Annotated in this window: 13 protein-coding genes; 2 read left to right on the forward strand and 11 right to left on the reverse strand. The window is 53.6% G+C overall.

Translation table 11 applies throughout. The features are described 5' to 3' along the window. Positions 1–4 precede the first annotated feature (4 nt). Positions 5–391, forward strand: coding sequence for a hypothetical protein (locus D5085_15055; protein QEP44325.1), 387 nt, complete (start codon positions 5–7; stop codon positions 389–391). Between the two features lie 29 nt (positions 392–420). Here D5085_15055 and D5085_15060 read toward each other — a convergent pair whose 3' ends face one another. From D5085_15060 to typA, 7 genes are all read right to left on the reverse strand, one after another. Then, positions 421–1,647, reverse strand: coding sequence for an aspartate kinase (locus D5085_15060; GenBank protein ID QEP44326.1), 1,227 nt, complete (start codon positions 1,645–1,647; stop codon positions 421–423). After that, positions 1,648–4,269 carry an alanine--tRNA ligase gene (locus D5085_15065; protein QEP44327.1) on the reverse strand — a complete coding sequence of 874 codons (2,622 nt, stop codon included), beginning with the start codon at positions 4,267–4,269 and terminating at the stop codon, positions 1,648–1,650. It lies immediately after the preceding gene. Positions 4,270–4,314: 45 nt separating this feature from the next. Continuing rightward, on the reverse strand, positions 4,315–4,809 hold the full coding sequence (locus D5085_15070; GenBank protein QEP44328.1) for a regulatory protein RecX: 495 nt from the start codon (positions 4,807–4,809) through the stop codon (positions 4,315–4,317). Beyond that, positions 4,766–5,824, reverse strand: a complete 1,059-nt coding sequence (recA, locus tag D5085_15075; protein QEP44329.1) for a recombinase RecA — start codon at positions 5,822–5,824, stop codon at positions 4,766–4,768. Before recA ends, D5085_15070 begins: the two co-directional genes overlap by 44 nt. Positions 5,825–5,929: 105 nt before the next feature. Beyond that, a complete protein-coding gene (locus D5085_15080; protein ID QEP44330.1) occupies positions 5,930–8,329 on the reverse strand; it encodes an EAL domain-containing protein in 2,400 nt (799 codons plus the stop codon). Continuing rightward, positions 8,330–9,229 carry a phosphate/phosphite/phosphonate ABC transporter substrate-binding protein gene (locus D5085_15085; GenBank protein QEP44331.1) on the reverse strand — a complete coding sequence of 300 codons (900 nt, stop codon included), beginning with the start codon at positions 9,227–9,229 and terminating at the stop codon, positions 8,330–8,332. 15 nt (positions 9,230–9,244) lie between these two features. Continuing rightward, entirely contained in the window at positions 9,245–11,056 is a 1,812-nt protein-coding gene (gene typA / locus D5085_15090) for a translational GTPase TypA (protein ID QEP44332.1), read from the reverse strand. A gap of 186 nt (positions 11,057–11,242) precedes the next feature. On the opposite strand from typA, the gene D5085_15095 reads away from it, so the two are divergent. Beyond that, positions 11,243–11,422: a hypothetical protein gene (locus tag D5085_15095; GenBank protein ID QEP44333.1), complete on the forward strand. Its 180-nt coding sequence runs from the start codon at positions 11,243–11,245 to the stop codon at positions 11,420–11,422. Between the two features lie 19 nt (positions 11,423–11,441). Here D5085_15095 and D5085_15100 read toward each other — a convergent pair whose 3' ends face one another. From D5085_15100 to D5085_15115, 4 genes are all read right to left on the reverse strand, one after another. Then, positions 11,442–11,747 carry a flagellar protein FhlB gene (locus D5085_15100; GenBank protein ID QEP44334.1) on the reverse strand — a complete coding sequence of 102 codons (306 nt, stop codon included), beginning with the start codon at positions 11,745–11,747 and terminating at the stop codon, positions 11,442–11,444. A 10-nt stretch (positions 11,748–11,757) separates the two neighbouring features. Then, complete coding sequence (locus D5085_15105) at positions 11,758–12,165, reverse strand: hypothetical protein (protein ID QEP44335.1); 408 nt, start codon at positions 12,163–12,165, stop codon at positions 11,758–11,760. An 8-nt stretch (positions 12,166–12,173) separates the two neighbouring features. After that, positions 12,174–12,671 carry a transposase family protein gene (locus D5085_15110; protein QEP44336.1) on the reverse strand — a complete coding sequence of 166 codons (498 nt, stop codon included), beginning with the start codon at positions 12,669–12,671 and terminating at the stop codon, positions 12,174–12,176. A 106-nt stretch (positions 12,672–12,777) separates the two neighbouring features. Beyond that, positions 12,778–14,937: a flagellar hook-length control protein FliK gene (locus D5085_15115; protein ID QEP44337.1), complete on the reverse strand. Its 2,160-nt coding sequence runs from the start codon at positions 14,935–14,937 to the stop codon at positions 12,778–12,780. Positions 14,938–15,012 lie beyond the last annotated feature (75 nt).

Genomic DNA, 15,012 nt, shown 5'->3' on the forward strand with positions numbered 1-15,012 from the left:
TTCCATGAAAAGCCGTCTGCTTCGAATCTTTCTCGGTATCTTTTTACCGGCGCTTATCAGCAGCCTACTCTATGTGATCCCCTCGGGACTCTATATATTATATCACAGTGATGAGGGGGTGTCAGTCCTCATCCTCTTTCCGCTCTTTTTTATTATGGCGCTGATCTTCATCGGCATTCCGAGTCTTCTCTATAGCCTGCTAATGGAGTTCTGGATTAATCCCCGTTTTGAGAGCGATGTGAAGGTGTGGATAGTCGGTGCCATTGTGGGAGGGCTCAGTGGCGCTATATTTCATAACTGGGAACTATTAGTCGTAGGCGTTGCGACCGGTTTTTTGGTCGCTTTTGTTTTGCGCCGCAGTTACCACAGAGCGCTTGAGCCACTCAGCTAAGCGTGTAGGGGCGGGTTTCAAACCCGCCCCTACTCTTCGCGGCTATCTTCGAGCCCGAAAGCGGTGTGCAGAGCGCGAACCCCTAACTCCAGATACTTCTCATCGATCACTACCGAAATTTTAATCTCTGAGGTGGAGATCATACGAATATTGATCCCCTCATCGGAGAGGGTTTTAAACATCGTGCTCGCAATGCCGGCGTGGGAGCGCATCCCGACGCCGACAATGGAGAGTTTAACAATTCTGTTATCACCGGCCACCTCTCGTGCATTAAGCTCGTTGGCGATCTGTCGCAGAATCTCCAGCGCCTTTTTATAGTCGTTACGATGGACGGTAAAGGTAAAATCGGTCGTCTCATCGGCACCGACATTTTGTACAATCATATCGACCTCAATATTGGCCTCACCAATCGGGCCGAGGATACGGTGGGCGATACCGGGATGATCGGGGACACCCATCAGGGTGAGTTTAGCCTCATCGCGATTAAAGGCGATTCCCGAAATCAGTGCATCTTCCATTCTCTCATCCTCATAGGTAATCAGGGTACCTGGCCCCTCTTCAAACGAGGAGAGTACCCGCAGTGGAACATTATATTTACCGGCAAACTCAACCGCGCGAATTTGTAACACCTTAGAGCCGAGGCTAGCCATCTCCAACATCTCCTCAAAGGTGATACGATCAAGCCTGGAAGCTTCAGGAACCACGCGCGGATCGGTGGTATAGACGCCATCAACATCGGTGTAGATCTGACACTCATCGGCTTTCAGGGCGGCGGCAAGGGCGACCGCTGTGGTATCGGAGCCACCGCGACCGAGAGTGGTGATATTGCCCTGCTCATCTACCCCCTGAAAGCCGGCCACGACCACCACCCGCCCTTGGCTTAGATCACGCTGAATCGGTTCGTTATCGATATCGACAATACGCGCTTTGGTGTGGGCGCTGTCGGTTAAGATGCGTACTTGGCTGCCGGTGTAAGATCGCGCCGCAGCGCCGAGCTGATGCAGCGCCATGGAGAGTAGCGAAATGGTCACCTGCTCGCCGGTAGCGAGTAGTACATCCATCTCCCGCTCTACTCTCTCTGCGGCAACAGCATCGGCTAGGGCGATGAGACGGTTAGTCTCGCCACTCATCGCCGAGACGACCACCACGACATCATCACCTCGATCTCGTACCTGCTTCACCTTTTGAGCGACATGGGCAATGCGCTCGACACTGCCGACGGAAGTCCCGCCATATTTCTGTACAATGAGCGCCATCTATACTCTCTCCTTAACCCAATTGACGACGCTCTCTAACGCCCCATCAAGCTTATCGGGCTCACTACCGCCCCCCTGCGCGAGATCGGGACGCCCCCCCCCTTTGCCGCCGACCTGAGTGGCGACGAAGTTAAGCAGCTCACCCGCTTTCATGCGTGCTGTCTGCGCTTTGGTCACGCCGGCGATGAGGTTAATTTTGGTGCCATTGACAACCGCTAACAAAATAACCGCCTGTTTTAGCTTATCTTTAAGTTGATCGACCATGGGAGGTAGCTCTTTGGCGGCCACCCCCTCAAGACGGCTAGCAACGACCCTAATGCCATCGACATTGATCGCTTGAGTCGATAGATCGCCGCTGCGGGAGCTCGCTAGCTTCGCCTGGAGCTGCTGTAGCTCCCTCTCTAATGCCCGATGGCGCTCTAGCTGCTGCTCTAGTCGAGGGATGAACTCCTCTCGACTGCTCTTTAGTAACCTAGCTGCCTGCTGTAGCATCGACTCGCCCTCATTGAACCACTGTAGTGCCTTCTCACCACAGAGCGCCTCAATGCGGCGCACGCCGGCGGCGATACCGCTCTCAGCAATGATTTTACACGCCCCAATATCGCCGGTGCGTTGAACATGGGTGCCGCCACAGAGCTCAACCGAAAATTGGCCCATCGTCAACACCCGTACCTTTTCGCCATACTTTTCGCCAAAGAGCGCCATCGCGCCACTCGCTTTGGCCTCTTCGAGCCCCATAATAGCCGTTTCGACCACTAAATTAGCCCGAATCTGCCGGTTAACCAGCGCTTCGATCTCTGCGAGTTGTGCTGGGGTAATCGGTTCAAAGTGGGCAAAGTCAAACCGTAGTCGGTTCGCATCAACGAGTGAACCCTTCTGCTGGACATGGCTGCCAAGCGTCTGCCGCAGGGCTGCGTGCAGTAGATGGGTGGCTGAGTGGTGGCAGGCGGTCGCTTGGCGTCTCTCCCTATCGACCTGTAGGGTGATGCGATCATTTTGCGCTAAAGAGCCCTGTTCGACCACCCCGACATGGAGTGAGCTACTCCCCTGTTTTTGGGTGTCGGTCACCCTAAACCTAGCCCCATTCACACTCTCTAACCAGCCACTATCACCAACCTGCCCCCCCGATTCGGCGTAGAAGGGGGTCTGGTTAACGACCACAACGCCTCGCTCGCCCGGCTGTAGGGTGCTAACAGGCTGCCGCTGCTCGGTAAACAGGGCGGCGACAGTGACGCTCTCTAGGAGCTTGTCATAACCGGTGAACAGGGTCTCAATATCGGTGTCGAGTAGCCCGTCACCGCCACCGAACTGGCTGCCGGCACGAGCGCGTTGGCGCTGCTGAGCCATTTCGGCCTCAAAGCCGGCCATATCGATCTGTAACTGCCGCTCCCGCGCAATATCGGCGGTTAGATCGATCGGGAAACCGTAGGTGTCGTAGAGTTTGAATAGTAGCGCACCGGGGATAGTATCGCCCTGAAGGGTCGCTAGCGACTCCTCTAGGTGGCTCATGCCTAGCTCTAGGGTTTCGGCAAAACGCTCCTCCTCCTGTAATAAGACCCGCTCAACCTGCGCCTGCTGCTGGGTTAACTCTGGATAGGCTCTCCCCATCTGCGCCTCTAACGGTTGCACTAACTGGTGAAAGAAGGGCTCTTTTACCCCTAATTGATGGCCGTGGCGAATCGCGCGGCGAATAATGCGACGCAACACATAGCCGCGCCCCTCATTGGAGGGGATCACCCCATCGGTGATTAAGAAGGCGCAGGAGCGAATATGATCTGCTAGCACCTTCAGCGAGGGGCTGCGCCTATCTTGACAACCGATTAGGGCGGCGGTGGCGCTGATGAGGGCCTGAAATAGATCGATATCGTAGTTACTATGAACCTGCTGTAGTACCGCCGCAAGGCGCTCTAACCCCATACCGGTATCGACCGACGGTTTAGGTAGGGGGGTTAGCTGGCCGCTGCTGTCGCGGTTATACTGCATAAAGACTAGATTCCAGATCTCGATATAGCGATCACCATCCTCCTCTGGGGTGCCAGGGGGGCCGCCGGGGATAGCCTCACCGTGGTCGTAAAATATCTCACTACAGGGGCCGCAGGGGCCGGTATCGCCCATGGCCCAAAAGTTGTCGCTCTCGTAGCGTTTACCGGCTTTATCGCCAATGCGACTAAATCGTTGCGGATCGACCTTAATCTCGTTTAGCCAGATAGTCGCCGCTTCGTCATCTTCGGCATAGACGGTAACCCAAAGCCTCTCCGGCGGTAGTTGGCAGGTATCGGTTAAAAACTCCCAGGCGTAGCGAATCGCATCGCGCTTGAAGTAGTCGCCAAAGCTGAAGTTGCCTAGCATCTCAAAGAAGGTATGGTGGCGGGCGGTGTAGCCAACATTCTCTAAATCGTTATGTTTACCACCGGCACGAACACAGCGCTGCGAGGTGGTAGCGCGTTGATAACTGCGCTTTTCGGTGCCCAAAAAGGTCTCTTTAAACTGCACCATACCGGCGTTGGTAAAGAGCAGGGTCGGATCATTGGCCGGTACTAGCGAGCTGCTAGCGACGATCTGGTGGCCTCGGGTGGCAAAGAACTCTAAAAAAGCGTCTCGAATCTGCTGGCTGCTGGTCATCACAATCTCATCTTCAGGAACTTAAAATAGGTAGGGGTAGGGGGGTCAACGGGGGAGGGTTAGCGCATAGCGAATCTGTTCGCTCTCGAATCCGTGCTGCTGCAAGTAGCGCTGCTGCTTAGCTCGTTCGGCGGCAGAGGTGGCCACTGTGTGGTGTTTTTGGTGGCACTGTCGCGCTAGCTCAAACCAGTCGCACTCGGCTTGCTGTAGCTGTCTGGCAACTGTTTCGCGATCGATGCCTCGCTGCTGTAACTCTTGGGCAATTCGGCGCGGGCCATACCCTTTGGCAGCACGAGAGCGGATATAGCTCTCGCTGTAGCGCTCACGGTCAAGGCTCCCTTCATCCTCAAGGCGAGCGAGAGTCTGGGCGACGATCTCACTATCGTAGCCACGACTCTGTAACTTGCGCTCTAGCTCGGCAGGGGCGTGATCTCGGGGGGCAAGCAGTTTAAGCCCCTGCCGGTAACAGTGCTGTAGCTCTGCTGCGGTTGAGGCTTCAGCCAAGCAGATCACCCTCAGCGGGGGGCTCTTCATCGGCATGGGCGCTATCACTCTTAGCGACGGTGGTGGTGATTAACAGCTCACGAATTTTTTGCTCGATCTCGGTGGTAGTCTCAGGGTTATCTTTAAAAAATTGGCGGGCGTTCTCTTTTCCCTGGCCGATGCGTTCGCTACCGTAGCTATACCAAGCCCCCGACTTTTCGATCAAGTTGTGTTTAACGCCTAAATCGAGAATTTCGCCCTCGCGAGAGCACCCCTCGCCCCACATAATATCAAACTCAGCCTGTTTGAATGGGGGGGCCATCTTATTTTTAACCACTTTAACCCGCGTCTCATTGCCAAGAATCTCATCGCCCTTCTTCACCGAACCGATACGGCGGATATCGAGCCGAACCGAGGAGTAGAACTTAAGGGCATTACCGCCGGTGGTGGTCTCGGGACTGCCGAACATGACCCCGATCTTCATTCGAATTTGGTTAATAAAGACCACCAGCGAGTTAGTGCGTTTGATATTCGCGGTCAGTTTTCGTAGTGCCTGTGACATCAACCGCGCCTGCAGACCGACATGGGAGTCGCCCATATCGCCTTCGATCTCCGCTTTCGGGGTGAGGGCAGCGACCGAATCGACCACGACGACATCGATGGCACCTGAGCGCACCAACATATCGGCAATCTCCAGCGCCTGTTCGCCGGTATCGGGCTGGGAGACTAGCAGATCATCGACATTGACTCCCAGCTTTTCGGCGTAGATAGGATCGAGGGCGTGCTCTGCATCGATAAAAGCGCAGGTACCCCCCATCTTTTGTGCCTCAGCAATCACCTGTAGGGTGAGGGTGGTCTTACCGGATGACTCGGGGCCGTAAATCTCAACCACACGGCCACGGGGGAGCCCCCCTATGCCGAGCGCAATATCGAGCCCTAGCGAACCGGTCGAAATCACCTGTACATCGCGCGGGGCAGTTGAATCGCCCATGCGCATGACCGAGCCTTTACCAAACTGCTTCTCAATCTGTCCGAGTGCCGCGTTTAGCGCTTTGCGTTTGTTATCGTCCATACTCTCTTTGCCTAGTTGAAATGAATGACCCATACCACTGGGGGCTATTATCACACAGCTTATTGCTGCCTTGAAAGGGCGTGTGGTTCAAAAAATCTCTCTCGCCTAGCGACGCGGTAGCAGTGACACGATAGCCGTCGCCGGAAGTGGATGAGAGAAGAGGTAGCCCTGTAGGTAGTTGACCCCTAGCTGCTGTAACGCCTGCTGCTGTTGTGGCAGCTCTACCCCTTCGGCAATGACTTCGATATTAAGCTCCTGTGCCATGGTGATTATGGCGCGAACGAGGCTGACATCCCCCCCGTCGATACCCAAATTAGCGATAAAGGAGGGATCGATTTTGAGCGTATCGATTTGAAAACGGTTTAAATAGCCGAGGGCAGAGTAGCCGGTACCGAAATCATCAATGGTAATTCTGACGCCAGCTGAGCGTAGTTGCGCTAGCTGTTGCGAGATAGTGAGCCGCTTATCGATAAGTAACCCTTCGGTAATCTCCAGCTCTAACTGATCTGGCTCAATACTGTAGTGGGGCAGTAGGTGTAGCACCTCATCGACAAAGTGGGGCTGGATAAACTGCCGCGCCGAGACATTCACCCTCATGCGATAGATAGCGAAGCCGTCACAACGCCACTTAGCGAGCTGCTGCAGCGCCTGTTGCAATACAAAGTGGCCGATGGCACCAATCTCACCGATATCTTCGGCGATAGGGATAAACTCATCGGGTAAAATCTCCTCCTCCCCAGCGCTCGCAGGGTGCCAGCGCAGCAGCGCTTCGACTTGAGTAATTTGACCACTGACAGCATCGATAATGGGCTGATAGTAGAGCTCAAATGCCTGCTCTGCTAGCGCATTGCGAAGACGCTGCTCTAGCTCTAGTCGCCGTGTAATCGACTCATTGAGTGAGGCGGTAAAGTAGTGGTAGTTGCCTTTGCCTTCGGCCTTGGCCTGATACATAGCCGCATCGGCATTTTTCAGTAGCTGCGATGGCTCTTGACCATCTTCGGGGAAGAGGGTGATGCCGATACTGCAACCGATGTGGAGCTCATGCCCCTCAATTTGGATCGGTTGATGCAGCGTCTCTATAATGCGCTGGCTAACCCGCTGGCTGGAGAGGTGATCAGGGGTATCGGACATTAAGATTAGAAATTCATCACCTCCGAGACGAGCGAGGATATCCTCCTGTCGCAGCAGTTGACTAACCAGCTTGGCAACCTGCTGGAGCAGTCTGTCGCCGGCCTCATGGCCGAGAGAGTCGTTAACCTGTTTAAAGTTGTCGAGATCAAAAAAGATGACCGCAATCGTGTTGTGGCGACGCTCGGCACTCGCTAGTGTCTGTTTGAGTCGGTTAAGTGCCATCGCTCGGTTAGGTAGGCCGGTGAGCGTGTCAAAGTTGGCCTGTCGAAACAGCTTTGCCTCATAAGTTTTGCGCAGGCTGATATCCTCTTTAATGGCGACAAAGTGGCTAATCTGCCCCTGTTCATCTTTAATCGGGGAGATGGTGACACTCTCCCAGTAGAGTTCGCCGCTCTTTTTGCGATTGCACAGCTCGCCGTTCCACACCTCGCCGGCACGAATTGTGCGCCATAACTTATGGTAGGTCTTTGGGGATGTTTTACCCGACTTTAGCAGGCGTGGATTTTGACCGAGTACCTCGGCGGCGCTATAACCGGTAATCTTACTAAATGGGGGGTTGACATACTCAATCGTGCCCGCTGTGTTGGTAATAATGACTGAGGCGTGGCTCTGCTCTACCGCACTCGAGAGCTTTCGTAGCGCCTCGCGCTCCTCACGGATGTGGATCATCATACGGTTAAAACCGATGGTTAACTCCCCCATCTCATCGTGTGTGACGATGGAGACAGGGTGTTCTAGATCGCCATTAGCGACTCGTTGCATCCCTAGCAGCAGTGACCGTATCGGTGCGATCACTTGGGTACGAAAGACTAGATAGATCGCGGCACCGAGCAGGATAATCGAGCCGAGATAGAGCAAAATATAGTGGTAGATACCGGTCTGAATCTGCCGCTGGCTTGGCGTTTTGTCGGCAAAAATCGTGATCTCTCCCAGTTTTTGCTGCTCAAAGTCGATATCGAACTGTAGTTGCATCGCCTCTGGGTGCGCGGCGAGCCGCTGCTGTAACAGCTCTATCGCCTCATGAGAACCGTGCTCCTGCTCCGTTGTAGTTAGCAGCCGCATAGTAGGATCGATATAGGTGGTCAGTGCGTTTTGCTGGCTATCGGTCACTAGTACAAACAGAATTTCTGGGTGGCGGCTAATTTCGATAACATAGTCATTGAGTGTGGTCAGATCGTAGGCGAGCAGGCTCTCTGGGGCGATAAGGGCGAAAAATTGACCGAGACTGGCTACTTTGTACTCTAACTGCTGCTCACCGAGTCGGTATTGGCGCTCAATCAGATAGCTAGTGGAGAGTCCTAGCGTGGTCACTAAGATTAATATGGTCAGAGCGATAAAACGCAGCGCTAGCGAAGAGTGGGGCAGTGGACGCATTTAATAGGTTTCACCTAACACCTGCTTAACAAGATGACGAACTCTCTCGTAGTCGGCATCGGTCGCCGGATGGAGTCCGGTCAGCTTGGCCTGTTCGAGTAGCGCTCTGCCGGTTGCCGTTGCAGAGAGCGTGGTGAGCAGTCTGCTTAGCTGCTGTCGTTGCTCGATCGGCATCTCGGGAGCGACTGCCCACGGTAGGTGGGGAATCGCTTCACTTATCTGTAGCTGTTTTAGCGCACTAACATCGATACGCTCGGTGATCATCGGTAGGCGGGCGACTATTTCACCCGCAGCTGCGGCATCGGCCTGCTTAAAATAGACCGAAAAGACCGAGTTAAGGGGGGTAATGGCAAATTTCTGCTGATAGTCGCCCTGCTGCAGACCGGCTTTCTGTAGCATGGCGATGGGAATAATGTAGCTCATCATCGCGCTCTTATCGCCGCCAAAGATGAGGGTACGACCTCGTAGCTGTGACAGCGACTCAATGCCGCTATCGCGACGCACATAGAGGGCGGAGGCGATACTGCGCTCGCCGAACTCCTCGTTAGCGACAATCGCCTCATAACCGTAGTGGGCATGGGCCTTAATGTAGTGGTACTGATTAAAGTGAACTAGATCGAATTCACGCCGAGCAACCTGCCCCCAAAAGGTGGCAAAGTCGCGGGCTGTGACTAGCTCCACCTCTCTGTTTAACTCGGCTGAAAGGTGGTTAATGAGTGGGGTGAAGAGTGTGACTGTCTGGCGGGCATTGCGGCGCGGAAAGATCCCGACAACTAGCGTGTCAGCCACCGCGCTCGCGCCACTTTGCGCTAGCGCGACAGGCGGGAAGGCGAGCTCTGTGAACAGCCACAGCGCAATAGAGAGTCTCCAGAGGGGACGGGTCATAGCTAGGGGTGCCATGGGAGAGGGCAGCGGCTAACCGCGTCCTGCCCGTTTGCGATCATTTTCGGTTAACCCCCGTTTACGAATGCGAATATGGTTTGGAGTCACTTCGACTAACTCATCGTCATCGATAAACTCCAGCGCCTGCTCTAGTGACATTCGGATCGGTGGGGTGAGCAGTATATTCTCATCGGAGCCGGCGGCGCGAATATTGGTTAGCTGTTTGGCCTTTAGCGGGTTGACTGTCAGATCGTTATTACGGCTATGGATACCGATAACCATCCCCTCATAGACCTCGTCACCGTGGCCGATAAAGAGTCGCCCGCGCTCCTGTAGATTAAATAGCGCATAGGCGAGCGCCTTTCCCGGCGCATTGCTGATTAATACCCCGTTAATCCGACTACCGTAGCTTCCCCCCTTAAAGGGGCCGTAGTGGTCAAATACGCTATAGATTAGGCCAGTCCCTTGGGTTGCGGTTAAAAATTCGGTACGAAAGCCGATCAGGCCACGACTAGGGATAATATAGTCGAGTCGTACCCGCCCTTTGCCGTCGGGGATCATATCTTTTAACTCCCCCCCTCGTTCGCCTAACTTCTCCATCACGCTCCCTTGATGGCTATCTTCGATATCGACCGTTAACTGCTCAAACGGCTCCTGCTGCTGGCCATCGATATCGCGCAGAATCACCTCGGGACGGGAGACTCCGAGCTCATACCCCTCGCGGCGCATATTTTCAATTAACACCGATAGGTGCAGCTCGCCGCGACCGGAGACACGAAAGCGATCGGGATCGTCAGTATCCTCTACCCGCAGTGCCACATTGTGCAACAGCTCCCGTTCGAGTCGCTCCCTGATCTGGCGTGAGGTGACATATTTGCCATCCTTGCCGGCAAAGGGGGAGGTGTTCACCTGAAAGGTCATGCTGACGGTCGGCTCATCGACCGAAAGAGGGACTAGCGCCTCGACCGCCTTAGGATCGCACAGAGTATCGGAGATATAGAGCGGATCGATACCGGTAAAGGCGATAATATCCCCAGCCTGAGCTTCGGGAACTTCGATCCGCTCTAGCCCTAAAAAGCCGAAAATTTGTAACAGACGGCCATTGCGCCGTTTGCCGTCGCTATCGACAACGGTGACCGCCGTGTTGGTTTTAACACTGCCACGGGTGATGCGACCGATGCCGATAACACCGACATAGCTGTTGTAGTCGAGCTGCGACACTTGGAGCTGAAACGGATCTTCAAGCTCGACCTGTGGCGGGTGCACATGGTCGATAATGGTCTGAAACAGCGGTACCATATCGCCGGAGCTAACCCCCTCCTCTAGCGCAGCGAAGCCGGCGAGACCGGAGGCGTAAACTACCGGAAAGTCGAGCTGCTCATCGGTCGCACCGAGGCGATCAAAGAGATCGAAAGTCTGATCTAGTACCCACGAGGGGCGGGCACCGGGGCGATCGACCTTATTAATCACCACAATCGGTTTTAAGCCGCGGCTTAGCGCCTTTTGGGTCACAAAGCGAGTCTGCGGCATCGGCCCTTCGACCGCATCGACTAACAGCAGTACCGAATCGACCATCGATAGCACCCGCTCCACTTCGCCACCAAAGTCGGCGTGTCCGGGGGTATCAACGATATTAACCCGATACTCTCCCCAACGAATGGCGGTATTTTTAGCCAAAATGGTAATACCGCGCTCCCTCTCTAGGGCATTGGAGTCCATGGCTCGCTCCTCTAGCTGGGTGCGGGCATCTAGGGTATCAGACTGCTTTAACAGCTGGTCAACCAGGGTGGTTTTACCATGGTCAACATGGGCAATAATGGCGATATTTCGCAAATTTTCGATCACAGACGGACTCTCCGGCGGTTAAAAGGGGGCATTGTAGCCAATGGCGTGCCGTAGCGCATCCTGATTAGCGTGCAGATTGGCAATTTTATCGCCCTTTCTGATTCAGAAACCGAAGTGGAGGGCGATAACTCTGGGTAGGTGACTAAAGGCAAGCCCAGCAGGGCGCACAGAGCTAGGAGGAGGCTTATGGACGATGCTATCTCTCGTCCGCACAATATTATGCTCAACTTCTTCGATTCAGAGGAGCAGCAGCTAGAGCTACTGATGAAGCTGACCGGTAAATCGCGCGAGGTACTGCTAGCGCAACTCGGTTTAGGCTCTCAAACTGAGCATACGCGGGAGCTGACACAGCCGCAGCAGGCGTAATCGCCCTAGCTAGGGCGAGTCAATCGGAAAAAGGGCGCTGTTCTAGCGCCTCCTGTTTTAACTTATAGACAAAGGCGATAATTTCGGCCACAGCGACATAGAGCTTGACTGGAATCTCCTCGCCGAGTGGAATTTGTGCTAAGAGTGCCGAGAGTTCTGGATCTTGATGCAGCGGGATTTGGTGCTCGTTCGCAACTTCAATAATCCGCTTAGCGATCTCTCCCCCCCCTTTAGCGGTGACCACAGGGGCTCCCTGACCATCATATTTTAGGGCGATAGCCCAGTTAATAGCGTTGGCATTTTTCGGTGGGGAATCACTAGACATGTTTCTTTTTTTAAATCAATGGGTTAGCGAGAGAGAAATTCCAGATTCCAGCGCATATTCCTAGTATTTTGCTATATAACTTGACGGAATGAGTTCTTAATCTATCAGCTAAAGCTCTAAAACGTTTTAGCCCACCAATGCTATGTTCAACGAAAATCCTCTCAGAACCAACCATTTTATTTTCTGCTTTTTGCTCATCTGTCAATGAGCCATTTTTAGGTTTTTTATGTGGAATTTTTATTGAGTTAAAATCATAAACAGACTCAATACCAAGAAACCCTAAATCAACATTTGCATTCATATTTTCAAACCAGTTTTCCATCGGATCAAATTCTTGCTTCATCATTGAAAAATCATGTACACTACCTGCATATGGCATACTTATATATGGGATATTTCTTCCAGAGGTTGCAATCACTAAAGCCTTTACTGTATGCCTTTTTTTTTACCTGAAAAATGTTCTTTTTGTCTATCATATTCTGATGGTCTTTGTTTCGGTTGCTCGGTTGCGTCTATGAGTATGTTTTCGATATTATTTTTCTCAAAAAACTCTTTAAATTCAGTGGGATCCTTAAATTTTCTAATTGGCATACATTCTAACTCATTTAATGCGTGCTCCAAAACAGAGAGACCAAATGCTTGAATTTTGTGCGCATAAGATGATGATATTCCAGCCACAAAACCCAAGTTATCATAAGTTAATCCACTCTTTAAACTGAACAGCGTAAAAAATAAAAGTTCCTCTGTGTTTTTGATACAGAATTCATCACCAATTTCAATCGTATTTTTAAGTAATTTCGATTCGATAATACTAGAGTGGCTTTTTTCGAAAGTTTCCAAAATTAAGTAAAACTGCTTTTTCTTTATGCCAGTAGCAGCAGCCCAACCTCTATCAGTATTTAACTCTGATGTGCTAAATTTCATCATTAAAACCTTTCAAAAAATTGTTTAAAAAAATTAATTATAAACTATATGGTTTGATTGGGAAACAACTTTACTCATCTCAATGGATCTCTAGCAGAAGATTGGTTTAGACCCTTTCATTAATCAGGGAGGTGAACTCGGCTTGAGGCCGGTGAGTTGGTCGTTCGACTTTACCAAATAGCGCCTCAATATCACCTAACTCAAATCCTGAGGCGGCGAAACCTCGCTGTAGTAGCGGCAGGCTCTGGTTGAGCAGACCTAGTGTGAGTTGGTCTTCGGCCCAAAAGGTCGAGCTGATGCGCTCTCCTTGCAAGGTTAACTTAGCTCGAATCGCCCCTAAAGGTTGTAGGTGGATCTGGAGTGTGAGGTGCCACGGCGGCTCCTGTTGGCTCTGCTGCCCCCGCGGCTCTCGTTCAATCACAATATCGAGACTCTCCATACGATTCTCGGCAACCTTAAGCGGTAGCTCAAAGTGCCAGCGCTGGCTCTCCTGCTCCTCCTTGGGAATCGACTCTAGTTGGTGCGCCTGAATTCTGGCTACCGAGCTATCGGCTACCCGCAGTAGTTCACCGACTAGCTGCTGCTGATTCGCGGCAGTGGCTGTCGTGGTCGCCGCTGCCGCGGTTTGGGGACGGGGGCTCTGCTGTGACTCTAACTGTTGTAGTTGGTTCACTAGGCGCATTAGGTTAAGTTTTAAATCCCCCTCACTGCTTTGACGGGTTAGCAGTTTCGCCTCGGCCAAAAGGCCGCTATTTTGGAGCGCCTGCTGTACCGACTTAGCGTCAATCGCTCGTTCGGAGTTGAGCAGTGGCGTCAGGGTCTGTTCGGCGAGTTGACGAATCGCTGGAGGCAGGGGCACGGTTCTATCTTGGACTAACTGCATCAGTCGTCCGAGCCCTTCGGCTAGCGGCTGCTGTCGCGGTAGTATGAGGCGCAGCGCTTCGGTCTCGATCTGTTTTACCGCCTTAAATGGCCCCTGCAGCGGCTGTAACACGACCGCTTGGCCCTCTCGCACTTGGCTCTGTAGTAACAGCGTTGCCCCCGGTTTTAGAGCGAGCCCCTCGCCTACTTTGGCCCACACTCTATCGCCACCTAGTTGCAGTTGGGCCAAATTGCCGTCAACCGCAACCACCTTCGCCTGTCGTATCGCCCCTTCGGGCGGGGGGGCGGGCCAGTTTGGCTGGGTTGGAATCACCACGGTGCCACGAGGAGCCGCTAGGGTGGAGAGGTTAGATGGTAGCGAGGAGGGAAGGGGACGATGGCTCTCTGGAAGCTGTTGCAGGGTAATTTGGGTTGCGGTGGTTGCGGTGAGTTGTAATTTTATGGCGGTGCCGGCGGGGAGTGGCGGTTCACTGCGGGCAGGAAACTGCTCTTTGCCGAGCTGTAAAATGAGCAGCTCCCCTTTAGTGGCGATAACTTTAGCCTCGACGATAGCCCCTTGTTCGACTGGACGAGATGGCTGAGAGGGCGGTTGAGAGGGGGGGGGAGTCACTGCGGGCTGTCGTTGTGGCGGTGGCTGTGTGGCGGGGAGGGGAGTCACTGCGGGCTGTTGTTGTGGCGGTGGCTGTGTGGCGGGGGGGGGAGACTGCGAGGGTTGGATGAAGGGCGTTTGGGAGGGGCGCGAGGGGGTAGCTGGCGCTGTCGCAGGGAGAGGGGGGACTTGAGGAGCAGAGGGGGGCAGATTGAGCTGAGCTCTAACCGTCGCCGGTAGCTGTTGGGCATCGATAGTCACTTTGGCCAAGGGGGGCTGGGGGGGGAGTGGGCTAGTGGGGGGGATCAGAGTGGCAGCGACTCTCATCGGCAGCGGTTGTAACAGCAGTTGACTCTGAGTACGGCCACTTACCTGTAGTTTTAATTCGGTGCTAGGTGGGTGGGGCGTCGTGGTTTGAGCGACCACCCTCTGCGTTCCGATCTGTAGCAGCAACTTATCGCCTCTAGCATCGACCACTTTAGCATTTAGAGTCGTGCCCTCGGATAGGTGGCCAAAGCGATTGAGCGGAAGGGCGATTTGAGAGGGAGTCGTGCCGCTAGAGGAGGGCGCTGTTACCGCAGCGCTCGCCGTCGGGAGGGGGGGGGTCGGATTGGTAACAACGCTTAGCTGCGGCAACGGCCCGCCACGATTAACCTGTAGGGTAACCGCCTCTCCCGCTTTTAACGAAATAGAGCTTAATGCGGTAAACTTCATCTGCCCAATCTGTACCTGAACCCGCCCCTGCTGACTCTCACTCAGCGTGATCCCTTTAACGCTATCGCCAGTTTTTAACACGGTTGTTGCGCTGCTCTGTTGCGACAGGCGCAGAGAAGGTGTAGTGAGTGAAGGGGGAAGAGCCATCGTAGTGCT

This window comes from Ectothiorhodospiraceae bacterium BW-2 (assembly GCA_008375315.1).
GTDB lineage: Bacteria > Pseudomonadota > Gammaproteobacteria > Thiohalomonadales > Thiohalomonadaceae > BW-2.